The 20,966-nt window shown below is 64.2% G+C and carries 21 protein-coding genes; 9 read left to right on the top strand and 12 right to left on the bottom strand.

The features are described from left to right. Positions 1 to 14: 14 nt before the first annotated feature. Entirely contained in the window at positions 15 to 329 is a 315-nt protein-coding gene (locus tag IVB23_RS35555; protein WP_028137285.1) for a co-chaperone GroES, read from the bottom strand. A 375-nt stretch (positions 330 to 704) separates the two neighbouring features. Here IVB23_RS35555 and IVB23_RS35560 point away from each other — a divergent pair, with 375 nt between their 5' ends. Next, on the top strand, positions 705 to 992 hold the full coding sequence (locus IVB23_RS35560; RefSeq protein ID WP_028177340.1) for an usg protein: 288 nt from the start codon (positions 705 to 707) through the stop codon (positions 990 to 992). A gap of 130 nt (positions 993 to 1,122) precedes the next feature. Here IVB23_RS35560 and IVB23_RS35565 read toward each other — a convergent pair whose 3' ends face one another. After that, positions 1,123 to 3,252 (bottom strand): tetratricopeptide repeat protein, encoded by a 2,130-nt coding sequence (locus IVB23_RS35565; RefSeq protein WP_247801627.1) that lies wholly within the window; start codon positions 3,250 to 3,252, stop codon positions 1,123 to 1,125. A gap of 219 nt (positions 3,253 to 3,471) precedes the next feature. Between IVB23_RS35565 and IVB23_RS35570 the strand changes: the two genes are divergently transcribed. Further along, positions 3,472 to 3,999, top strand: a complete 528-nt coding sequence (locus tag IVB23_RS35570) for a cupin domain-containing protein (RefSeq protein ID WP_197967693.1) — start codon at positions 3,472 to 3,474, stop codon at positions 3,997 to 3,999. A 116-nt stretch (positions 4,000 to 4,115) separates the two neighbouring features. Here IVB23_RS35570 and IVB23_RS35575 read toward each other — a convergent pair whose 3' ends face one another. Next, on the bottom strand, positions 4,116 to 5,366 hold the full coding sequence (locus IVB23_RS35575) for a nucleoside transporter C-terminal domain-containing protein (protein WP_247801630.1): 1,251 nt from the start codon (positions 5,364 to 5,366) through the stop codon (positions 4,116 to 4,118). Positions 5,367 to 5,524: 158 nt separating this feature from the next. On the opposite strand from IVB23_RS35575, the gene IVB23_RS35580 reads away from it, so the two are divergent. Beyond that, positions 5,525 to 6,763, top strand: a complete 1,239-nt coding sequence (locus tag IVB23_RS35580; protein WP_131871224.1) for an MFS transporter — start codon at positions 5,525 to 5,527, stop codon at positions 6,761 to 6,763. Positions 6,764 to 6,973: 210 nt separating this feature from the next. On the opposite strand, the gene IVB23_RS35585 is transcribed toward IVB23_RS35580, so the two are convergent. From IVB23_RS35585 to IVB23_RS35610, 6 genes are all read right to left on the bottom strand, one after another. Further along, a complete protein-coding gene (locus IVB23_RS35585; RefSeq protein WP_197967690.1) occupies positions 6,974 to 7,732 on the bottom strand; it encodes an SDR family oxidoreductase in 759 nt (252 codons plus the stop codon). 26 nt (positions 7,733 to 7,758) lie between these two features. Further along, positions 7,759 to 8,517: a proteasome-type protease gene (locus IVB23_RS35590; protein WP_035678903.1), complete on the bottom strand. Its 759-nt coding sequence runs from the start codon at positions 8,515 to 8,517 to the stop codon at positions 7,759 to 7,761. A gap of 183 nt (positions 8,518 to 8,700) precedes the next feature. After that, positions 8,701 to 9,108 (bottom strand): carboxymuconolactone decarboxylase family protein, encoded by a 408-nt coding sequence (locus IVB23_RS35595; RefSeq protein ID WP_247801631.1) that lies wholly within the window; start codon positions 9,106 to 9,108, stop codon positions 8,701 to 8,703. 67 nt (positions 9,109 to 9,175) lie between these two features. After that, complete coding sequence (locus IVB23_RS35600) at positions 9,176 to 10,024, bottom strand: transglutaminase family protein (protein ID WP_247801632.1); 849 nt, start codon at positions 10,022 to 10,024, stop codon at positions 9,176 to 9,178. A gap of 111 nt (positions 10,025 to 10,135) precedes the next feature. Further along, positions 10,136 to 11,080, bottom strand: coding sequence for an alpha-E domain-containing protein (locus IVB23_RS35605; RefSeq protein WP_061882878.1), 945 nt, complete (start codon positions 11,078 to 11,080; stop codon positions 10,136 to 10,138). A 4-nt stretch (positions 11,081 to 11,084) separates the two neighbouring features. Beyond that, positions 11,085 to 12,503 (bottom strand): circularly permuted type 2 ATP-grasp protein, encoded by a 1,419-nt coding sequence (locus tag IVB23_RS35610; RefSeq protein WP_247801633.1) that lies wholly within the window; start codon positions 12,501 to 12,503, stop codon positions 11,085 to 11,087. 282 nt (positions 12,504 to 12,785) lie between these two features. Between IVB23_RS35610 and IVB23_RS35615 the strand changes: the two genes are divergently transcribed. Then, complete coding sequence (locus IVB23_RS35615) at positions 12,786 to 13,523, top strand: molybdopterin-binding protein (RefSeq protein WP_061882876.1); 738 nt, start codon at positions 12,786 to 12,788, stop codon at positions 13,521 to 13,523. A gap of 28 nt (positions 13,524 to 13,551) precedes the next feature. Further along, entirely contained in the window at positions 13,552 to 14,079 is a 528-nt protein-coding gene (gpt, locus tag IVB23_RS35620; protein WP_061882875.1) for a xanthine phosphoribosyltransferase, read from the top strand. Positions 14,080 to 14,183: 104 nt separating this feature from the next. Here the strand turns inward: gpt and IVB23_RS35625 are convergent, their stop codons facing one another. After that, on the bottom strand, positions 14,184 to 15,455 hold the full coding sequence (locus tag IVB23_RS35625; protein ID WP_247799878.1) for an IS110 family transposase: 1,272 nt from the start codon (positions 15,453 to 15,455) through the stop codon (positions 14,184 to 14,186). Between the two features lie 279 nt (positions 15,456 to 15,734). On the opposite strand from IVB23_RS35625, the gene IVB23_RS35630 reads away from it, so the two are divergent. Beyond that, the gene (locus IVB23_RS35630; protein WP_247801634.1) at positions 15,735 to 16,352 is read left to right on the top strand and encodes a hypothetical protein; all 618 of its coding nucleotides are present in this window, start codon (positions 15,735 to 15,737) and stop codon (positions 16,350 to 16,352) included. A gap of 22 nt (positions 16,353 to 16,374) precedes the next feature. On the opposite strand, the gene IVB23_RS35635 is transcribed toward IVB23_RS35630, so the two are convergent. Beyond that, positions 16,375 to 17,397, bottom strand: coding sequence for a methionine synthase (locus IVB23_RS35635; protein ID WP_061882873.1), 1,023 nt, complete (start codon positions 17,395 to 17,397; stop codon positions 16,375 to 16,377). 134 nt (positions 17,398 to 17,531) lie between these two features. On the opposite strand from IVB23_RS35635, the gene IVB23_RS35640 reads away from it, so the two are divergent. The 3 genes from IVB23_RS35640 (at position 17,532) to IVB23_RS35650 (ending at position 19,949) form a co-directional block, all read left to right on the top strand. Further along, on the top strand, positions 17,532 to 18,233 hold the full coding sequence (locus tag IVB23_RS35640) for a glutathione S-transferase N-terminal domain-containing protein (RefSeq protein WP_247801636.1): 702 nt from the start codon (positions 17,532 to 17,534) through the stop codon (positions 18,231 to 18,233). A gap of 130 nt (positions 18,234 to 18,363) precedes the next feature. Continuing rightward, the gene (locus tag IVB23_RS35645; protein WP_197967685.1) at positions 18,364 to 18,972 is read left to right on the top strand and encodes a 2-hydroxychromene-2-carboxylate isomerase; all 609 of its coding nucleotides are present in this window, start codon (positions 18,364 to 18,366) and stop codon (positions 18,970 to 18,972) included. Beyond that, entirely contained in the window at positions 18,972 to 19,949 is a 978-nt protein-coding gene (locus IVB23_RS35650; protein ID WP_247801638.1) for an NADPH:quinone oxidoreductase family protein, read from the top strand. The genes IVB23_RS35645 and IVB23_RS35650 overlap by 1 nt, the downstream gene beginning before the upstream one ends. A gap of 98 nt (positions 19,950 to 20,047) precedes the next feature. Here IVB23_RS35650 and IVB23_RS35655 read toward each other — a convergent pair whose 3' ends face one another. Then, on the bottom strand, positions 20,048 to 20,938 hold the full coding sequence (locus tag IVB23_RS35655) for a crotonase/enoyl-CoA hydratase family protein (protein ID WP_247801639.1): 891 nt from the start codon (positions 20,936 to 20,938) through the stop codon (positions 20,048 to 20,050). Positions 20,939 to 20,966: the final 28 nt, after the last annotated feature.

The following is a 20,966-nucleotide window of genomic DNA, read 5'->3' on the forward strand; positions in this document are numbered from 1 at the left end:
GGGAGAGGGGGCTCTTAGGCCGCCTTCTTCTTGGACTCGCTGACCTCGAGAACGCCCATCACGTCGCTCTCCTTCATGATCAGCAGGTCCTGGCCGTCGATCTTGACCTCGGTGCCGGACCACTTGCCAAACAGCACGCGGTCGCCGACCTTCAGGTCGATCGGGATCAGCTTGCCGGACTCGTCGCGGCCACCCGGGCCAACGGCGACGATTTCGCCCTGGGAGGGCTTTTCCTTGGCAGTGTCGGGAATGATGATGCCGCCAGCGGTCTTCTCTTCTGCGTCGATGCGCTTGACCACGACGCGGTCGTGAAGCGGACGGAATTTCATGCAGTCCTCCTAAGCAATTGCACGTGTTGAGGATTTTGAGATTGTTAGCAGTCGTTGCCCGCGAGTGCTAGCACAGGCGAGGCTGAGATAAGCCAGGAATTTTGCGGGGGCAAGGCCTTCTAGCAGAAAAATTAGCAGCCGAAAGCGCGGACTGCCAGAATCTCTTTGCCATCGTTAACCGACGCCAAGCCCGTATTAGCACGGAGCTGTATCTGCTGCTAACGCATTGAATTTCAACAGCTTGTTAAACTTTTAGGCTTGAGATGGGTTGTCAGTTTGCGTCACATTTCTCTCATGTGAGCGCATCGATTCCGGGTGGCTCCCGGGGCACCGAGCAAGCCACCCCCGAATGCGCTCCTGCAAAGGAGGTTTGGCATGGGACTGCGGAGCGGGGGCGTTTCCGAGGATTTCCGGAAGCAGATGCTGGGCTACGGACTGACGACGGCGCAAATTCTCTATCGGATGCCGGATCATCCTTCGCTGCTCCAGACCTACGTCTGGCAGAACTACGACATGTTTCCGAAATTTCCGGCGCTGAAGGATTTCCTGGCGTTCTGGCAGGAAAAGCTCGATGGCCCCCTCCATTCGGTCACGGTGGCGCATTCCAAGCTGATCAAGCCGGCCGAGCTGCGCGCTGTGGATGGCGTGTTCCGGCTGCATTGAGGCAGCGTAGGGTGGATTAGCCCGCGACGGCGCGAAGCGCTGTCGCTGGCGTAATCCACCGCATGTCTGTCCGCCGAAGCAGAAATGGTGGATTACGCCTTCGGCTAATCCACCCTACGAAATCACGCAATCAGACCCCGCCGCTGCAATAGCGTTTCCACATCGCGCGATAGGCGTCGTCCACGGCTCGCGCGTATGAGACGGGGTTGCCGGCGGCCGCAGCGTTGATCTGTGCGGGCAGTTCGCGGCGTAATCGATCGAGATCGCCGATCCGCGCCGCGCGGCCGACTGCGATCTCGACATATGCCTCCTCGCTGTCTGCGACCCAGTCCGGCAAGCCAAGCGCGGAGAGGATGGCGCCGGCGGCACGGCTGGGCAGACTGTTCCCGAGCTTCGCCACCACGGGCACCCCCATCTGCAGGGCCTCCAACGTGCTGACGCCGCCGTTCTGCGGGAACGGGTCGAGCGCAATGTCGACGCGATTGAACGATACCAGATGTTCGCTCCGCAAGGTGGCTCCGAGCAGATCGACGCGTTCGGCCGGCAATCGACAAGTCGCAAATCGCGCCAGCAGCTTGTCGCGAACCAGCTGATCGTCCAGCGCAACATCCTTGATCAGCAGTCGCGAGCCAGGGACCCGCTCGAGAATCCTGGACCAGACTTCCGCAGCCTCGTCCGAAATCTTGCTGATGCGGTTGAAGACACCGAACGTGACGAAGCCGTTCGAGAGAGCTGGCGCCTGCGCCCGCGCAATCCCGGCTGGCAGCGGCGCGAGCGTCACGAAGCACGGCAGGTCGAGAACGGTCTCCGCAAACAAATGCCGAACCGCGACGGGAATCGCGACCGGGTCCGAGAACAGGTAATCGATCGTCGGCAGCCCGGTGCCGGTGCCGTGGCCCCAGCCGTGCACCTGGATCGGTGCCGGCTTGCGCGCAAACACGCCGAGGCGGTTTCCTCTGGTGTGCCCGGACAGGTCGATCAGGATATCGACGCGATCGGCGCGAATCTGAGCGGCGAGGCGCTCGTCGGTCCATTGCGAGGCGTCACGCCAGCGGTCGGCGATCCCCTGAAATTCGCTCGTCGTCGCATCCGCTTTCGACGAGCAGGAGTAGCACACGATCTCGAACTGCGCGCGGTCATGGTGTTGCAGCACGGGCTTGAAGATGAACGCGGCCGAATGTGCGTTGAAATCCGACGAGACATAGCCAAGCACCAGACGCCGAGCCGGATCGCGGCTGTTGTCATGGGCCGCCGCCACCTCTGCAGCGATCTTCGCGCCGATCCGCTCCCACCACACTTGCCGCGCTTGCTGATGCTGTTCGACGCTGGCGTCGGCCACGAAATCGAGCGTGAATATCTTGCTGGAGATCGCGCTCTGCAGGTCAGGCCGGATGTCGAGAGCTCGGTCGAAGCTGGCGAGGGCTTCGTCGACCCGGCCCAGCCCGGCGAAACAAAGGCCCAACACAAGGTGGGCTTGGTCGGAATCGGGAGCGATCGCGAGAGCCCTCTCGCAATCGGACAATGCCTCGGCAATTCGCTGGGTCTGGAGCAGGACATTGGCGCGCCAGAGCCATCCGTTCACGTCGTCGGGTGCCAGAGCGATTGCCCGATTGCAATCCGCCATGGCCTCGTCAAATCGCTGAAGCTCCCGCAATGCGACGGCGCGGTTCGCCAGTGCCGCGGCATAGTCGGGCTTGATCGAGAGCGCGCGGTTCAGGCTTGTGAGAGCCTCGTCATAGTTGCGCAGACGGCAGAGCGCAGAGCCGCGGCCGTTGTAGGCTTCGGCAAGGTTTCCGTCCAATGCGAGCGCCTGATCGTAGCTATCGAGCGCTTCGAGGTGCAGATCAAGCGCCGCGCTTGCGTTGCCGAGATTGGACAGGGCCAGGGCGTAATTGGGCTTTAAGGCGAGTGCCTTTCGATAGCTTGCTCGGGCCTCATCGTGGCGTTTCAGCCCGTTGAGCGCGACGCCCAGGCCCATGTGAGCTTCGGCAGATCGCGGATCCGCGGCAACCGCCCGGCTCAGTAGCATTTCAGCCAGCTGATAGTTCCTGGCATTGGACTCCATGACGCCGAGCATATGCAGCGCGATGAATTGATCGGGCGCGATCTGCAGCAATTGTCGATAGGCGGCCCGGGCCTCGGACAGGAGTCCCTTCTTGTGCAACTCGAGTGCGCGCCCGAGCAATGGCAGCACTTCGGCCTTCTGCCGTTTCTGAAGCCGGGCATTCTGAAATGCACGCTGACCGACGCTGCTGCCCATGAATCAATTCCCCCCGATCTCCCGGCGAGATTAATTCAGCGAGAGAGTGAATACGAGACGATGGCCGCTCGCCACGACAGCCTGGGACAAGCTACGGCCGGTTGGGTTCGTCGAGCTCATTGCCCGAGGCCCCGCAATTGCTGCCTCGCCCAAGACTGGGTAATCTGCCTTCGGGTTGGTCCCGTCAGGCGGACGCGGCTCGGATCAGGGAGGCAGACAATGGCCAAGCAAAAGGCATCGAGACCCGCAACGAAGACCGCGGTGAAGAAGCGGAGCGGCGTGAAGGCAGCGGCGCGATCCCCGGCGCGCGCGGCGGTGAAGGCGAAGGCGCGCACCGTCGCTCCGAAGAAGCCCGTGCGGCCGAAGCAGCGTGTCGCCGTCAGCCATCACCGCGAGGAAGACTTCAAGGCCGACGGCCTGCGCGCCTATGCCAGCTACCGCGATCTCGGGATCGCCGACGCGACCCATGGCCTCGCGCAGGCACATGTGATCCGCTTGCAAGGCCCCTGCAATCCGGCCGAGGTGTCCAAGCTCCACTATCACGACGTCGAATTCCAGATGGTCTACGTGCTCAAGGGCTGGGTGAAGACCTATATGGACGGCCAGGGCGAGACCCTGATGAAGCAAGGCAGCGCCTGGACCCAGCCGCCGAAGATCAGGCACATGATCCTGGATTATTCCGATGATGTGGAACTGCTGGAGGTGATCCTGCCGGCGGAGTTCAAGACGGTCGAGTTGAAGGCGTGATGTCATTCCGGGGCGCGCGTAGCGCGAACCCGGAATCCATTTCTCCGCTTGTGTCGTGGCGCGATGGATTCCGGGCTCGCGACTTCGTCGCGCCCCGGAATGACGGCGGGAGAGACCTACGCCACCACGCCCACCACGGCGCCCATCAAGCACGTGGTCAGCGTGCCCGACACGATCGACTTCAGCCCCAGCGCGTTGATCTCCTCGCGCCGCTCCGGCGCCATCACGCCCAGGCCGCCGATCATGATGCCGAGGCTGGCGAAATTGGCGAAGCCGCACATCGCATAGAGCATGATCAGGCGCGAGCGCGGATCGAGCGCGTCGGGTGGCAGCTTCGAGAAGTCGACATAGGCGATCAATTCGTTGAGCACGGTCTTGGTGCCCATCAGGCTGCCGGCGGTGATCGCCTGATCCCACGGCAATCCCATCAGCCAGCACACCGGCGCCATGACGAGGCCGAGCAGGCGCTGCAGCGAGATCGCGGCGCCGCCAATGTTCGGCAGGAGGCCGAGCATGGCGTTGACGAGATAGACCAGCGCCACCAGCACCAGCAGCATGGCGACGATGTTGAGCAACAATTCGAGGCCGGCCGTGGTGCCCTTCACGATCGCGTCCATCGTGCCGGACACGTCCATCTCGGGATCCTCCAGCGCGCCGCCGGTGCGCTTGTCGGAGGTCTCGGGCACCATGATCAGGCTGACCAGGATCGCGGCCGGCGCGCCCAGCACCGAGGCGATGACGAAATGCGCGGCGGCGTCGGGGATGAGGGGAGCAAGCAGCGTCGCATAGAGCACCAGCACCGTGCCGGCGATGCCCGCCATGCCGCCGGTCATCACCAGGAACAATTCGCTGCGGGTCATCTGTGCCAGATAGGGCCGCACGAACAGCGGTGCCTCGACCATGCCGAGAAAGACATTGGCGGCGGTCGACAGCCCGACGGCGCCGCCGACGCCGAGCGTGCGCTCGAGCAGCCAGGCCAGGCCGCGCACGATCGGTGGCAGCACGTGCCAATAGAACAGCAGCGTCGTCAGCACGCTCATCACCAGCACGATCGGCAGCGCCTGGAACGCCAGGATGAAATCGGCGCCGGGCACCTTCAGATCGAATGGCAGGGCGCCGCCGCCGATATAGCCGAACACGAAGGCGGAGCCTGCGCGGGAGGCCGCCGAGATCGCGCCGACCGCGTCGTTGATGGTGCCGAACGCATGCGCGACGACCGGCAGCTTCAGCAGCACGACCGCGGTGACGAAGGTCGCGGCGAGGCCGATCGCCGCCTGGCGCAGCGATACCAAGCGACGATTCTCCGCCAGCGCGAAGGCGATCAGCAGCAATGCGAAAATGCCGAATGCCGATTGCAAGCGCAGCATGATGTTCCCAAACCCTCAATGATTATGGCCGGGCAGGCGCTGCAAAGGCAATGCCGGCAAGCGGCAGAGAGCATCCTGCTGTTGACAAGCAGGTCCGCCTCAGCCACGCGGGGCGGCGAGATCAGGGCCCAAACGTTCCAAGGGTGTCCCAAGAGACGATGCCAGAGCAACCAACAGCCGCGGATTCGCCGGTTACGGCCCGCGTGCTCCTGTCCCACCGCGCCTTCCTGTTCTTCCTGCTCTCGCGCAGCCTGTCTCGCTTTTCCAGCCAGATCGCGGCGGTCGCGATCGGCTGGCAGATCTACGATCTCACCGGCTCGGCGTTCGACCTCGGCATGGTCGGCCTCGTGCAGTTCCTGCCCACCGCGCTCCTGGTGTTCGTCGCAGGCCACGCCGCCGACCGCTACGAGCGCAAGCGCGTGGTCCAGCTCTGTCAGCTCGTGGAAGCCGCGACCGCGCTTTATCTCGCATTCGCCACCTATTTCGGCGCGGTCGGCGAGGTGCAGATATTCATTGCAACCTTCGTGCTCGGCATTGCCGGCGCATTCGAGAGCCCGACCACGGCGGCGTTGTTGCCGCTGATCGCACCGCAAGGGTCGCTCCAGCGTGCCACGGCCATTTCCAGCGGCGCGGCGCAGGTCGCGACTATCACCGGGCCGGCGCTCGGCGGCTTCGCCTACGCGGTCGCCCCGCATCTGGCCTATGCCGGGATGGTGCTGTTCTGGGTTTTGGGGATGATTCTGACCGGCTTCATCCGGCCGCGCCCGCAAGCGGTGCTCAAGGAGGGGACGAACTCGGACAATATCTTTGCCGGCGTCCGCTTCATCCGCAGCAATCCCGCGATCCTGGGCACCATCTCGCTGGACCTGTTCGCCGTGCTGTTCGGCGGCGTCACGGCATTGCTGCCGATCTATGCCCGCGACATCCTGCAGACCGGCCCGGTTGGGCTCGGCGTGCTGCGCGCGGCGCCCGCGGTCGGCGCGCTGTTGATGACCATGGTGCTGGCGCGTCACGCCATCTCCAGGCATGTGGGCCTGCGGATGTTCCAGGCCGTGATCGTGTTCGGCCTTGCCACCATCGTGTTCGCGCTGTCGTCCTGGATGTGGCTGTCGGTGCTGTCGCTCGCTGCTTTGGGCGCGGCCGATACGATCAGCGTCGTGATCCGCTTCTCGCTGGTGCAGCTCTCTACGCCCGACGAGATGCGCGGGCGGGTCGGCGCGGTGAATTTCCTGTTCATCAACGCCTCGAACCAGCTCGGCCAGTTCGAGAGCGGAGTGGCAGCCGCGCTGCTCGGCGCCATGCCCGCCGCCGTGCTCGGCGGCGTCGCCACCGTCGCAGTGGCGCTGCTCTGGATGAAGCTGTTTCCGGCCCTGCGAAAGGTGGAGAGTTTGGAGTAGGCCTCCGCTCTCTCCTCCGTCATTGCGAGGAGCCCTTGCGATGAAGCAATCCAGAATCTCCCCGCGGAAAGATTCTGGATTGCTTCGCTGCGCTCGCAATGACGAATGTGGTGGCAGTGCAGGATGTTAGCTCACATTACCCCCGCAGCCCGGCAACAGCAGGCGCCTCTTGACGCCTACTGTGCATGGGGTTGTTTTCGCAGTTTTAGTTCAGCCCCGCCCCACGAACGGCATCTTGGTCGCCATCACCGTCATCGTCAGCACGTTGGCGTCGAGCGGCAGGCCGGCCATGTAGGCGACGGCGTCGCCGACCGCCTTGGCGTCCATGCGCGGCTCGTGCTTGGTGGTGCCGTCGGGCTGCAGCACGCCGGGGCCGTTGACCATGCGGTCGGTCATCGGCGTCGCCGCATTGCCGATATCGACCTGGCCGACCGCGATGTCGTACATGCGGCCGTCGAGATTGCTGGCCTTGGTCAGGCCCGTGATGGCGTGCTTGGTCGAGGTATAGGCGGCCGAGAACGGCCGCGGCGCATGCGCCGAGATTGAGCCGTTGTTGATGATGCGGCCGCCGCGCGGGGTCTGGTCCTTCATGATGCGGAAGGCGTGCTGGGTGCACAGGAACGGGCCGGTGAGGTTGGTGTTCACCACCGCCTGCCACTGCTCGAGGCTGAGGTCCTCGAAGTTCACGGCCGGCGCGCCCATGCCGGCATTGTTGAACAGCACGTCGAGGCGACCATAGGTTGCCTTCACCTTGTCGAACAGCGCGGCGATCTGCTCCGGCTTGGTCATGTCGGCGGTGACGCAGAGACTCTTTCCGGCGGGGCCGAGCTTCGCCGTGTCCTCGAGCATGTCGAGCCGGCGCCCTGCGAGCACCACGGTGAAGCCGGTGTTCATCAGCGCCAGCGACGCTGCGCGCCCGACACCGGTGCCGGCGCCGGTCACCAACGCGATCTTTTTCGCTTCACTCATCGTTTCCTGCCTTTTCTCTTTTGCTGTCAGGTTTTGGGTTCTTTTTCGTTCTTGTAGGGCGGGCGCGGAATGTTCTGGTGCGCGGCGCGCAACGCCGCCGACCAGCGCGAGCGCAAATCGTGGAAATAGGGTTCGCCCGCCTCGATGCGGTGGTTGAGATCGGCTTCACAGGCGTCCGTGCGCACCACCAGCACGTCGATCGGCAGGCCGACGCCGAGGTTCGAGCGCATCGTCGAATCCATCGAGATCAGGCCGGTCTTCAGCGCCTCGTAAAGCTCGACGTCGTAATGCATGGCGCGGTCGAGCACCGGCTTGCCGTATTTGTGCTCGCCGATCTGCAGGTAGGGCGTGTCGGTGGTGCACTCGATGAAATTGCCGGCGGTGTAGACCATGAACAGACGCATGCGCGCGCCCTTGATCTGGCCGCCGAACAGGAAGGAGACGTCGAAGGACACGTCCTCGGACTTCAGCGCCGGTCCTTCGGTGGCATGCACCGCCCGGATCGCCCGGCCGATGCGCTGGGCGGCCTGGAACATGGTCGGCGCGTTCATCAGCGTCTCGATCTCGCCCGTGTTGGGATCCTCCAGGCCTTCGGTCAGGGTGGAGAGCACCGACTGGCTGATGGCGAGGTTGCCGGCGCTGGCGATCGCCATGATGCGCTCGCCGGGCTTGGAGAAGATGTGCAGCTTGCGGAAGGTCGAGACGTTGTCGAGGCCGGCATTGGTGCGGGTGTCGGCGATCATCACCAGACCGTCCCGAACCAGGATTCCGCAACAATAGGTCATTTCCAGTCCCCGAACGCGTTTGCGCGGAATTACTAGCCAATTTCGAGGTCCGGTCCAACCCCCGATTCCGGCCGTCATTCCGGGGCGCGCGCCAGCGCGAACCCGGAATCCATTCATCCGCTAACCGTGCCGCTTGAGGGATTCCGGGCTCGCAACTTCGTCGCGCCCCGGAATGACGGTCGCTCAATCCGCCGCGTCCACCAGAAACGCCTCGTCGACGGGCACGCCGAGCGCCGTGACCAGCCGGTTCGTCTCCGCAGCCATGCCGACGATGGCGAGCAGCTCGCCATATTCGGCCTCGGTCATGCCCTTGGCCCGTGCGGCGACGGTGTGCGAGTGGATGCAGTAGCTGCAGCCATGCGCGATCGAAACCGCCACATAAAGCATTTCCTTGACCTTGGGATCGAGCGCACCCGGAGCCATCACGTCCTTGATGCTCTCCCAGGTCCGCCGCAGCGTCTTCGGATCATGCGCCAGCGCCCGCCAGAAATTGTTGACGAAATCCGACTTCCGCACCATCCGGATGTCGTCGAAAACGGCGCGCGCGTCGGCGGAGAGTTCGTGATCCGAAAGCAGTTTTACAGTCGCCATGGGCTACCTCGCTGGGCTGATCCGATCCCGCGATTGTAGCACGGCGCATGCGCTCGTCCGGCAGCACCTAGCTCTGCCGCTGGGACTGCGATTGCGACTGCCCGCCGCGGCTGGTCTGCTCGACCTTCACGGCCACCGCCAGCGTTTCCGTGCCGCCGCCATAGCGCGTGCCACGCACCGGTGCCGCGCCGAGATAGTCGAGCCCGATCGCAACGCGCACATGGGCGTCGGTGGCGCAGATGCTGTTGGCGGGATCGAAGCCGACCCAGCCGAGATCGGGCACGTAGGCCTCCGCCCAGGCATGGCCGGCCTCCTGGTGCGCCGTGTCGTCCGATCGCAGAAAGTGCCCGGAGACGAACCGCGCCGGCACGCCACCGGCCCGGGCGCAGGCGATGAAGATGTGCGCGTAATCCTGGCAGACCCCGCGCTTGAGCGCGAACGCCTCCACCGCGGACGTGCCACTGTTGGTGGGGTCTTCGTCGAACGTCATGTGATCGGCAATCTGCGTCATCAGCGTGTGCAGGAAGCCCAGCGTGTCGCTCTCGGCCTCGCTGCGCAACTGGCGCGCAACCGCCGTCATCGCCGGATTGACGGAGGTGAGGTCGGTGGAGCGCAGGAACATCCCGGCCGGGAAACGCTCGTCCGTGCCGCGCAGCACGCCGCCGGTATCGTGGGTCTCGATCAGCCCTTCTGCCGTGATCTGGATGTCGCCGACAGGTCCGCAGGACAGCACGTGGGTGACGTTGCCGAACGCGTCCTCATGCATGTCGAGCTTGGTGTCGGTGGAGACGTCGATCTGCCATTCCGCGACGTATTGCCCGTCATGACTGCCGGGCGTCATGCGCAGGATCTGGATCACGCTGGTGGCCGGCGGCTCGTAGCGATAGGTCGTGGTGTGCTGGATTCGCAGGCGCATGATGGACCGTTGTTCTTGCGTCGTCATTCCGGGGCGATGCGCCAGCATCAGACCCGGAATCTCGAGATTCCGGGTCTGGTCCTTCGGACCATCCCGGAATGACGGCGTGTATCAGATCAAATACTGCTTCGTGATGATTTCGCCCAGCCTGGAATTGTCCGTGATGAATTCCTGAATGAATTCATGCACGCCATGCTGGAAAATGTCGTTCATATTGCTGTGTTCCAGCCGGTTGCGGATGCCGCGGGCGTGTCGCTGGGCCGGGCCCTGGCGGCCATAGGCGACGCCGATCTGGTCGAGGTTGCGCACGAGGTTGCCGTAGCAGCTGGCGAGCGAGCGCGGCAGCGTGTCGTTGAGGATGAGCAGATCCGCGATCAGCCACGGCTTCAGCGTCTCGCGATAGACCCAGTGATAGGCCGTCAGCGCCGAGACCGAGCGCAGGATCGAGCTCCATTGATAGAAGTCGAGCGGGCCGCCGACATGCTCCTCCTCGGGCAACAGCACGTGGTACTTCACGTCGAGAATGCGCGCGGTGTTGTCGGCGCGCTCCAGATGAACGCCCATGCGCGAGAACCAGTAAGCGTCGTTGCGCAGCATGGTCCGGTAGGCCGAGCCGTCGAAGCGCAGCGAGGTCTCCTGCACGAAGCGCAGGAACTTGGCGAGGTCCTCGCGCGTCGAGGTGCCCTTGCTCCACACCGCCTGAAGCTCGATCCAGGCCGAGTTGATGGTATCCCACATCTCGCTGGTGAGCGCGGTGCGCACCGAGCGCGAGTTCAGCCGCGCCGCCTCGATGCAGTTCCTGATCGAGGACGGGTTGTTCTGGGAGAACGAGAGATACTCGACGACGTTGTGCTCGTTGGCTTCCTCATAGGCCTGATAGAAGCTCGCGGCGACGCCGGCGGTGAGCAGCGCCGAATCCCATTCATTGGTCTTGCCGATATAGGCGGCGGGAAGCGCGGTGACGCGCAGCGTCGCATCGATGGTGCGCGCGAGATATTCGGCCCGTTCGACGTAGCGGGCGAGCCAGTAGAGGTTTTCGGCGGTACGCGACAGCATCTCTCTACTCGTCCAGGATCCAGGTGTCTTTGGTGCCGCCGCCCTGGCTCGAATTCACCACCAGGGAGCCTTCCTTGAGCGCGACCCGTGTGAGTCCGCCCGGCACGATCGTGGTGCTCTTGCTGCCCGTGAGCACGAAGGGGCGCAAGTCGACATGGCGCGGGGCGAGGCCGGATGCGGTGCAGGTCGGACAGGTCGAGAGCGCCAGCGTCGGCTGGGCAATGAAACCTTCCGGCTCGCGCTTGAGCTTGTCACGGAACGCTTCGATCGTCGCCTTGGTCGCAGCGGGGCCGATCAGCATGCCGTAGCCGCCGGAGCCGTGCACTTCCTTGACGACGAGCTCGCTTAAGTTGTCCAGCACATAGGCGAGGTCCTTCGGCTCGCGGCAGCGCCAGGTCGGCACGTTCTTCAGGATCGGCTCCTCGCCGAGATAGAACTTCACGATGTCGGGCATGTAAGAGTAGATCGCCTTGTCGTCGGCGATGCCGGTGCCGACGGCGTTGGCGAGCGTGATGTTGCCGGCCGCGTAGGCCGACATCAGGCCGGGCACTCCGAGCACGGAGTCGGGACGGAAGGTGAGGGGATCGAGGAAATCGTCGTCGACACGGCGATAGATCACGTCGACCCGCTTCAGCCCTTCCGTCGTCCGCATGAACACTTCGTTGTTCTTGACGATGAGGTCACGGCCTTCGACCAGCTCGATGCCGAGCTTGTCTGCGAGGAACGAGTGCTCGTAATAGGCCGAGTTGTAGACGCCGGGCGTGAGCAGGGCGACGGTCGGCTCGCTGGAGGCGCTCAGCGGCGCGACCGAGCGCAGGGCTGCGAGCAGCTCGTCCGGGTAGCGCTCGACCGGCGCGACCCTGTGGCGGGCGAACAGGTCCGGAAACAGCCGCATCATGATCTCGCGGTTTTCCAGCATGTAGGATACGCCCGACGGCGTGCGGGCGTTGTCCTCCAGCACGATGAAGTCCTCGGCGTCGACCCGGACGATGTCGATGCCGGCGATGTGCACGTAGACGTCGTGCGGCACCTGCTGGCCGTTCATCTCGGGGCGGAACACCGGGTTCTGGAAGATCAGATCGCCGGGCACGATCTCGGCGCGGAGGATGTCGCGGCCGTGATAGATGTCGCGCAGGAACATGTTGAGCGCGCGCACGCGCTGCTTCAGCCCCTTCTCCAGCAGCGCCCATTCCTTGCCGGACATGATCCGCGGGATCACGTCGAAGGGGATCAGGCGCTCGGTGGACTCGGAATCGCCGTAGACCGCGAAGGTGATGCCGATCCGGCGGAACAGGAGCTCAGCCTCCTGGCGCCGATATTCGAGGGCTTCGGGGGGCGTTTCCTTGAGCCAGCGCGCCAGCTCCCGATAGGCGGGGCGAAGGTCTCCGCCGGCAACATTCATTTCGTCAAACGCGACTGCCATGGATTCCGACTGTTCTCCCCCAGGCGTTGCACCATTGGTCAGGGCGCTTGGGCCTTGCTGAAGACCGCAACGTCCTGTGGCCATGCCGTGAGAGTGCATGACTTCCCTAGGAGGTAGCAAGGGCCGGGCCAGCGCGATAAGCATGGAGGAGGGGCATTTGCCGGGGACGGCCGGCGGCTTGCCTGAAAAAATGGCTGAGGACTGCTTATTTCAGAAGCAAAACCACGTGACTTCAACGCGTTACCTCGGCAAAGTCGGCGTCACAGTTGAGGGACTTAAGGCATGAGCGACATCGTCACGGCGGGCATTCTGGTCATTGGGGACGAAATCCTGTCCGGCCGGACCAAGGACAAGAATATCGGCTTCATCGCCGAGTACCTGACCAATATCGGCATCGACCTGAAGGAGGTCCGGATTGTTTCCGACGACGAGGCCGACATCATCGCCGCCCTGGACGCGCTGCGGCATCGCTACAGCTACGTCTTCACCACGGGTGGCATCGGCCCGACGCATGACGACATCACCGCCGATGCCGTCGCCAAGGCGTTCGGCGTCGGTATCGATCACCATCCGGAGGTCGTCGCCCGCTTCCGCGAGCGCTGGAGCGAGCAGGATCTCAACGAGGCCCGCCTCCGCATGGCCCGCATCCCCGACGGTGCCGAGCTGATCCAGAGCGCGACCATCCTCGCTCCCGGCTTCAAGATCGGCAACGTCATCGTCATGGCCGGCGTGCCGTCGATCATGCAGGCGATGATGGATATTGTTTCGCCCAAGCTGAAATCGGGCGTGCGCATGCTCTCCGAATCGGTCCGCGCCAATGCGCGCGAGGGCGACATCGGCAGCCCGCTGCGGGCGATCGCCGCCGCCCATCCCGACACCATCATCGGCAGCTATCCCTTCATGGACGAGGAGCAGAAGCCGAACACCAATCTGGTGGTGCGCTCGCGCGATCCGGAGAAGCTCGCCGCGGCGATGGCGGCGGTGAAGGAAATGCTGGCGGGATTGAACGTCACACGCTAGCACGGCCCTGACGTAGCAGGAGACGACAATGGCTGGTGAAGCACCGGAACTGAGTGCACAGGAGCGGGCGGGCAAGGCCTTTCCGGTCTCGTGGGACCAGTTCCACCGGGACTGCCGGGCGTTGACCTGGCGGCTCAACGAGGTCGGTCCGTTCCACGCGGTGATCGCGATCACCCGTGGCGGCCTGGTGCCCGCCGCGATCGTGGCGCGCGAGTTAGGGGTGCGCGTGATCGACACGGTCTGTATCGCCAGCTACGATCACGACAAGCAGGGCGAGCTCCAGGTCCTCAAGGGCATTTCGGACGCGGCCATGAAGCTCGGCGGCGGCACCGGCAAGGGCCTGTTGATCGTCGACGACCTCGTCGACACCGGCAAGACCGGCAGGATGGTGCGCGAAATGCTGCCGGATGCGCATTTCGCCACCGTCTATGCCAAACCGATGGGACGCCCGCTGGTCGACACTTTCATCACGGAAGTCTCGCAGGACACCTGGATCTTCTTCCCCTGGGACACCGCGCTGTCCTACCACCCGCCGCTGCGCGACGGGGCGGGGTAACCATCCCCGTCATTGCGAGCGAAGCGAAGCAATCCAGAAATGCATCCGCGGAAGTAGTCTGGATTGTTTCGCTTCGCTAGGAAGAAACTGCTGGTTGTTTAGGGTCAGGCCGCCTCCGCGATGTGCTGGAGTTGGACGGTGAAGCCGAGCTTTTTGAGGCGCGCGACCAAGCGGCTTGCCTTGACCTCGGTGGGCCGACGGTCGAAGTAGGCGGCGCCGAGGTCGTGGTGCTCGGTGCCGTTTTTGAGGATGTGGTAGATGGCGGTGAGGAGCGAGGCGGCGACAGCGCAGATGGCTTTTTGAGGTCCGCGTCTGGCCTGCAAGCGGAAGAACTGCGCTCGGTAGTAACTGTTCTTTGAGCGCTTGGCGGCCCAAGCACATTGAACGAGCATCGTCTTGAGCCACGGCGCCCCCTTGCGCAGGCGCGAGGACTTGCGCTTGCCGGCGCTCTCGTTCTGCCCGGGGCACAGGCCGGCCCAGGCAACGAGATGGCCGGCAGTCTCGAAGCGGCTCATATCGGCGCCGATCTCGGATAAAATTGCCGGCGCTGCCACCGCGCTGATCCCGGGGACCGTGGTCAACAATCCGATCAAGTGGCGAAAGGGGATCTTGCCACCGCCTGCCTCCGCTTCCATGCCCTCGATCCGCTGAGCGATTTCGACATCAAGCTTGCGGATCGTCTCATCCAGACCATCGCGTTGCTTCAGGTGAAGCGCGAGCAGAAAGCGATGGTGATCCGTCAGGCGCCCGTGCAACGCATCGTAAAGCTCCTTCGGCGACGCCTTGAGCTGCTTGCCGGCAAGCTCGGCCAGCTTGTTCGGCTGCCGGACGCCGTCGATCATCGCCTGGATGATCCGCCGGCCGCTCGCGCCCATGATGTCGGAGATCACCGAGCCGAGCTTGATGTTGGCTTCCGCCAGCGTCTTGTCGATCCGCTGCACGTGCCGCGCCTGCTCGCGCACCAGTTGCTTGCGCGTTCGCGTCAGCGCGCGCAGCTCCTGTACCTTCTCCTCGGGAATGAAGCTGCCTTTGATCAGCCCGCAGGCCAACAGATCGGCGATCCACATCGCATCGTTCATGTCGGTCTTGCGTCCCGGCACATTCTTGATATGCGCCGCATTGGCGACGATCAATTCAAAGGCGCCTTCGCCCAGGATCCGGAACACCGGCATCCAGTAGACGCCCGTCGCCTCCACCGCCACATGCGTGCACCGGCTTTCTTCCAGCCACCTTCTCAGCTCCACGAGCGGGTCCGTCGTGGCCGCAAAAGTCCGGCACTCCCGCTGCGCCTTGCCATCGACCATGATCCGCACGCAGGCCACGACCGTGTCCCTGTGTACATCCAGCCCCGCCACCCGCTCATACAAAATATCCATGCTCCTCTCCTCAACAGTTAGCGCCGGCGGCATAGGCGCCTGTCAGAAAAGAATGCTAGGAAGCGTGCTCGAGGGCCATGCAGCCCCTCCGCGCCAGTGTGGGTTATCCAGGCAACCCGGGTCCAACTCGCAACCGGGCTCTCGCGCACCAGAGAGTAATCGACCTCTTTGCCGACGGCCTCTCAAAATACCGCATTTGCCCACGCTCCGACAGTTTCATCCAGCGCGCGTCGGCTCCTCAATGCCGGTCCCAACTCGCAATGACGAGTGGAGGCACCCATGCCGCTGCAAAACCGCGTCACGCCCACCGGCGACATCATCGCCACGCCGCACCGCGGCACGTTCACCGGCAATCGCGGCATCATCCACGATCCCGCGACCAAAACGCTGCTGAAGAAGCGCTGGTCGTCGCCGGCGTGGATCACCTGCCTGTGCGAATTCCGCGGTTGGCGGCGGCCGGTGATGGCGCGCCGGAGCTGGACCGAGCTGTTCTTCCTCGACGAGGCCACCGCCTTTGCCGCGGGCCATCGTCCCTGCTTCTTCTGCCGACGGGACGATGCCAGGCAATTCCGCGCCGCGTGGGAAGCGGGCAATGGTGCAAGCGGCATCAGCGCGAAGACGATGGATGCCGTGCTGCATCGTGAGCGTCTCCATCGCGGCCGCAAGCGATTGCACCCGCTCCCGATGCCGTGGGCAGACTTGCCGGCCGGCGCGATGGTGCAGCAGGGCGAAGACAGTTTCCTGGTGATGCAGGGAAGGGCGCTGCTGTGGTCGCCGGCGGGCTATGCCGCCAGCGCGCGTCAGCTTGACGACGTGAAGTTGCTGACGCCCCCCTCGACACTGCGCGCGATCATCGCCGGCTATCAGCCGGTGCTACATCCAACGGCGCTGGGCTGAAGCGAGGCCGACGACGTCGTAATCACCCCAGCTTCTCGCGCGCCAGCGCGGCGCCGGCGCCGAGCGCCATCAGCTTGGCCTCGGCGATCTCCCGCCGCATCGGCGCCATGCCGCAATTGGTGGTGGCGATGATGTTGCTCTTGGGCACGAATTGCGACACCGCGTCGATCACCTTCACGACGTCCTCGGCGGTCTCCACCGTGTCGCTGGCGACGTCGATCACGCCGGCCTGCACGATCTTGGTCTTGAGCAGCGCGAGCAGGTCGAGCGGCACCTTGGAATTGCGGCACTCGATCGCAACCTGCTGGATCGGGCTCGCGTCGATTGCCGGGAATATCTGCTCGTACTGCCGCCATTGGCTGCCGAGCGTTTCCTTCCAGTCGGTGTTGGCCTTGATGCCGTAACCGTAGCAGATGTGAACGGCGGTGGCGCAAGTGAGGCCTTGCGCGGCGCGCTCCAGCGCCTTGATGCCCCAATCGTTGACCTCGTCCATGTAGACGTTGAAGGCCGGCTCGTCGAACTGCACGAGATCGACGCCGTCGGCCTGCAAGGCCTTGGCCTCCTCGTTGAGCAGCTCGGCGAAGGCAAAGGCCATCTTCACGCGGTCGCCATAGTAGCGATCCGCAATGGTGTCGATGATGGTCATCGGGCCGGGCAGGGTAAACTTCAGCTTCTTCTTGGTATGTGTGCGCGCCACGCGCGCCTCGAAGGCATGGACGCGATCCTTCAGGCGGAGCGGCGCGACCACCTGCGGCACCATCGCCTTGTAGCGGTCCTTGCGGATGCCCATCTCGACCTTGTGGGCGAAATCGATGCCCTCGATCTTCTCCAGGAAGCCGTGGACGAAATGCTGCCGTGCCTGCTCGCCCTCGGTGACGATGTCGATGCCGGCGTCCTCCTGGATCTTCAGCCAGATCAAGGTCGCATCGCGCTTGGCCCGAAGCAGCTCGTCACCCTCTGACTTCCAGGGCGCCCACAGCATATTGGGCTCGGCCAGCCATTCCGGCTTCGGCAAGGAGCCGGCGATCGTGGTTGGAAACAGCATGGCGGCCCTCCCGGCAGGTTGTGTTGCGCCTCTTCCTGCCATGTCTTAACGTCGAGGTACAGAACAACGAAAGTCGCTCTCTAGTCCGACGGCGATGACAGGGAAGGCCCAAAGAAAAGGCCAGGGGAAGGGTCGTGATCGATCTCTATTACGCGCCGACGCCGAACGGCTGGAAAATCTCGATCATGCTGGAGGAACTCGGGCTTCCCTACAGCGTGAAGCCCGTGAACATCCGCGCCGGCGAGCAGTTCAGCCCCGACTTTCTCGCGATCTCTCCGAATAATCGTATCCCGGCCATCGTCGATCACGATCCTGCCGACGGCGGGCCTCCATTCTCGGCCTTCGAGACCGGCGCCATCCTGATCTATCTCGCGGAAAAGACCGGCCGGTTCTTGCCGACGGACTTGCGCGGGCGCTCGACCACGATCCAATGGGTGATGTGGCAGATGGCCGGGCTTGGACCGATGCTCGGCCAGCATGGACATTTTGCGCTCTACGCGGCGGAGAAGATCCCCTATGCGATCGAACGCTATCGCGACGAGGCAGCGCGGCTCTACGGCGTGCTCGATCGCCAGCTCGGCAAGACCGGGGCTTTTGTCGCCGGCGACTATTCCATCGCCGACATCGCCTGCTTCCCCTGGACGATGACCCACAAGGCGCAAGGCTTTACGCTCGAGGACTATCCGAACGTGAAACGCTGGTATGCCGAGGTTCGTGCGCGGCCGCAGGTGCAGGCCGGGCTTGCGATCGGCAAATTCGTCAAAGAGCCGTTCGACGAGGAATCACGCAAGATCATGTTCGGACAAAGGGCTAAGGAAGTGCTGGGAAAGAGGTGACGGCAACGCCGTCATTCCGGGGCGCGCGAAGCGCGAGCCCGGAATCCATCAGGCCGCAACAAGACTGGTGAAATGGATTCCGGGCCTGCGCCTGCGGCGCATCCCGGAATGACAAACATAAGGAACCATCATGATCGAATTCTTCTTCGACTGCTCCAGCCCCTGGACCTATCTCGCCTTCCACAACATCCAGCCGCTCGCCAAGGAGCTGGGCGCCGAGATCACCTGGCGGCCGATCCTGGTCGGCGGCATCTTCAATACGGTCAATCCGAGCGTCTACGCTCAGCGCGAGAAGCCGGTGCCGCTGAAGGCGCGCTACATGAAGAAGGACCTTCAGGACTGGGCGCGTTCGGCTGGCCTTTCGATCAAGATGCCGCCGACGGTGTTTCCCGTGAACAGTGTCAAGGCAATGCGCGGCTGCATCTGGCTGGGCAAGGACATGGTGCCGTTCGCAACCGCCGTGTTCGAGACCTATTGGGGCGAGGACAAGGACATCTCGCAGGACGCGGTGCTCGCGGAGATCTGCAGGAAGGTCGGCATCGACGAGCAGAAGTTCTTCGCCGGCATTGCCGAGCAGGGCATCAAGGACCAGCTCAAGGCCAACACGGAGGAGGTCGTCGCCCGCGGCGGCTTCGGCTCGCCGACGATCTTCGTGAACAAGACCGACATGTATTTCGGCAATGATCGCCTGCCGCTGATCCGCGAAGTGCTTCAGCGCAGCAAGGCGAGCGCGGCCTGATGGTGCGCGCCGTCGTCTGCCGCGAGCTCGGCGCGCCCGAGCGTTTGCTGCTGGAAGAGTTTCCGTCCCGCGCGCTGAAGCCGGGTGAGGTGCGCGTCGCCATCCGCGCCGCCGGGCTGAACTTTCCCGACGTGCTGATGGCTGCCGGCGAATATCAGCTCAAGCCGGAGCTGCCGTTCACGCCGGGCATGGAAGCTGCCGGCGACGTCACCGAGGTGGGATCGGAGGCAAGCGGCGTTGCCGTCGGCGACAAGGTCATCGTGAAGATGCGCTTTGGTGCCTTCACGGATGAAGCGGTGGTGACGCCGTCGCAGCTCACCCCCATGCCATCGACGTTCGACTACGCCGAGGCAGCGACCTATCTCGCCGGCCATGGCACCGCCTATCATGCGCTGATCGATCGCGGTCGGGTCGGGCCGGGCGAGGTGCTGCTGGTCCATGGCGCCGGCGGCGGTGTCGGTCTTGCCGCCGTCGAGATCGGCAAGATGCTGGGCGCGATTGTGATCGCGACGGCTTCAAGCGACGAGAAGCTTGCGATCGCGCAATCGCGCGGCGCCGATCATCTCGTGCGCTATGACCGCGAGCCGTTTCGCGACGCCGTCAAGCGTATCACCGACGGCCGCGGCGCGGACGTCGTGTTCGACCCCGTCGGCGGCCAGGTCTTTGAAGACTCGATGCGCTGTATCGCCTGGGGCGCGCGACTCCTCGTGATCGGCTTCACCGGCGGCATCGGTTCGGCCAGGGCCAATCTCCTGCTGATCAAGGGCGCCAGCGTGCTTGGTGTGCGCGCCGGGGAGGCGGTGCGGAGAAATCCTGCGCTTGGTGAAGCGCGCCTGAAGATGCTGCTGCAATGGGCGGAGGAGGGCAAGCTGCGCCCCAACGTCTCGCACCGCCTGCCGCTGGAGGACTATGCGAAGGCGATGCGGCTGTTGATCGACCGCAAGGCGATCGGGCGGGTCGCGCTGGTGATGCAGTGAAAAGTAGGGTGGGTTAGCCGAAGGCGTAACCCACCTCTTCTGTCTCCGCGGTGATATCAATGGTGGGTTACGCTGCGCTAACCCACCCTACAGGAGCCTCACTTGTACTCCCGCTCCGTCCACCACGGGAAATAGTCCGGCATGTCGGTCGATACCTTGTCCTTGAACTGCGCGGGACGCTTTTCCAGGAACGACACCACGCCTTCCTTGACGTCGCCGGAACGGCCGCGGGCGTAGATGCCGCGGCTGTCGACCTTGTGGGCCTCCATCGGATCGTCGGCGCCCATCATGCGCCACATCATCTGGCGGATCAGCGCGACCGAGACCGGGGCGGTCTTCGCGGCGAATTCCTTGGCGAGCGCGCGGGCGGTCGGCAGGAGATCATCCGGCGGCACTACCTTGCTGACGAGGCGCCCCGCAAGCGCTTCCTGCGCCGGGAAGACGCGGCCCGAATAGCACCATTCCAGCGCCTGCGAGATGCCGACGATGCGGGGCAGGAACCAGCTCGAGGCCGCCTCCGGCACGATGCCGCGCTGGGAGAACACGAAGCCGAAGCGCGCGGCCTCCGAGGCAATGCGGATATCCATCGCGAGCTGCATGGTGACGCCGATGCCGACCGCAGGTCCGTTCACCGCGGCGATCACGGGCTTGAGGCACTTGAAGATTCGCAACGTCACCTGGCCGCCGCCGTCGCGCACCTGCGGATCGCTGTAATCGACCTTGCCGTCGGCGAGGCGCTTCACCGGCCCGCGCCGCGCATCGCGGTCGAACGTGTCGGCGCCGGACGAAAGATCCGCGCCCGCGCAAAAACCGCGGCCGGCGCCGGTGACGATGATGGCGCGGACGTTGTCGTCCTTGTCGGCGGCGTCGAACGCGTCGATCAGCTCCGCCTGCATCTGCGCATTGAAGGCATTGAGCTTGTCGGGCCGGTTCAGCGTGATCGTGAGGATCTGCTCGGCGACCTCGTATTTGATCGTCTCATACGCCATGGTGGTTTCCTTCCTTTGTTTCTTGTTC

This window comes from Bradyrhizobium sp. 191 (assembly GCF_023100985.1).
Classification (GTDB): domain Bacteria; phylum Pseudomonadota; class Alphaproteobacteria; order Rhizobiales; family Xanthobacteraceae; genus Bradyrhizobium; species Bradyrhizobium diversitatis.

Bases quoted from the DNA above. Each gene is read 5' to 3' on its own strand.
- IVB23_RS35575 (WP_247801630.1), bottom strand. From the start codon at position 5,366: ATGCTGCGCTTGCAATCGGCATTCGGCATTTTCGCATTGCTGCTGATC.
- IVB23_RS35590 (WP_035678903.1), bottom strand. From the start codon at position 8,517: ATGACCTATTGTTGCGGAATCCTGGTTCGGGACGGTCTGGTGATGATC.
- IVB23_RS35630 (WP_247801634.1), top strand. From the start codon at position 15,735: ATGCCGCTGCAAAACCGCGTCACGCCCACCGGCGACATCATCGCCACG.
- IVB23_RS35650 (WP_247801638.1), top strand. From the start codon at position 18,972: ATGGTGCGCGCCGTCGTCTGCCGCGAGCTCGGCGCGCCCGAGCGTTTG.
- IVB23_RS35600 (WP_247801632.1), bottom strand. From the start codon at position 10,024: ATGCGCCTGCGAATCCAGCACACCACGACCTATCGCTACGAGCCGCCG.
- IVB23_RS35655 (WP_247801639.1), bottom strand. From the start codon at position 20,938: ATGGCGTATGAGACGATCAAATACGAGGTCGCCGAGCAGATCCTCACG.
- IVB23_RS35645 (WP_197967685.1), top strand. From the start codon at position 18,364: ATGATCGAATTCTTCTTCGACTGCTCCAGCCCCTGGACCTATCTCGCC.
- IVB23_RS35585 (WP_197967690.1), bottom strand. From the start codon at position 7,732: ATGAGTGAAGCGAAAAAGATCGCGTTGGTGACCGGCGCCGGCACCGGT.
- IVB23_RS35615 (WP_061882876.1), top strand. From the start codon at position 12,786: ATGAGCGACATCGTCACGGCGGGCATTCTGGTCATTGGGGACGAAATC.
- IVB23_RS35570 (WP_197967693.1), top strand. From the start codon at position 3,472: ATGGCCAAGCAAAAGGCATCGAGACCCGCAACGAAGACCGCGGTGAAG.
- IVB23_RS35635 (WP_061882873.1), bottom strand. From the start codon at position 17,397: ATGCTGTTTCCAACCACGATCGCCGGCTCCTTGCCGAAGCCGGAATGG.
- IVB23_RS35555 (WP_028137285.1), bottom strand. From the start codon at position 329: ATGAAATTCCGTCCGCTTCACGACCGCGTCGTGGTCAAGCGCATCGAC.
- IVB23_RS35595 (WP_247801631.1), bottom strand. From the start codon at position 9,108: ATGGCGACTGTAAAACTGCTTTCGGATCACGAACTCTCCGCCGACGCG.
- IVB23_RS35605 (WP_061882878.1), bottom strand. From the start codon at position 11,080: ATGCTGTCGCGTACCGCCGAAAACCTCTACTGGCTCGCCCGCTACGTC.
- IVB23_RS35580 (WP_131871224.1), top strand. From the start codon at position 5,525: ATGCCAGAGCAACCAACAGCCGCGGATTCGCCGGTTACGGCCCGCGTG.
- IVB23_RS35565 (WP_247801627.1), bottom strand. From the start codon at position 3,252: ATGGGCAGCAGCGTCGGTCAGCGTGCATTTCAGAATGCCCGGCTTCAG.
- IVB23_RS35560 (WP_028177340.1), top strand. From the start codon at position 705: ATGGGACTGCGGAGCGGGGGCGTTTCCGAGGATTTCCGGAAGCAGATG.
- IVB23_RS35610 (WP_247801633.1), bottom strand. From the start codon at position 12,503: ATGGCAGTCGCGTTTGACGAAATGAATGTTGCCGGCGGAGACCTTCGC.
- IVB23_RS35625 (WP_247799878.1), bottom strand. From the start codon at position 15,455: ATGGATATTTTGTATGAGCGGGTGGCGGGGCTGGATGTACACAGGGAC.
- gpt (WP_061882875.1), top strand. From the start codon at position 13,552: ATGGCTGGTGAAGCACCGGAACTGAGTGCACAGGAGCGGGCGGGCAAG.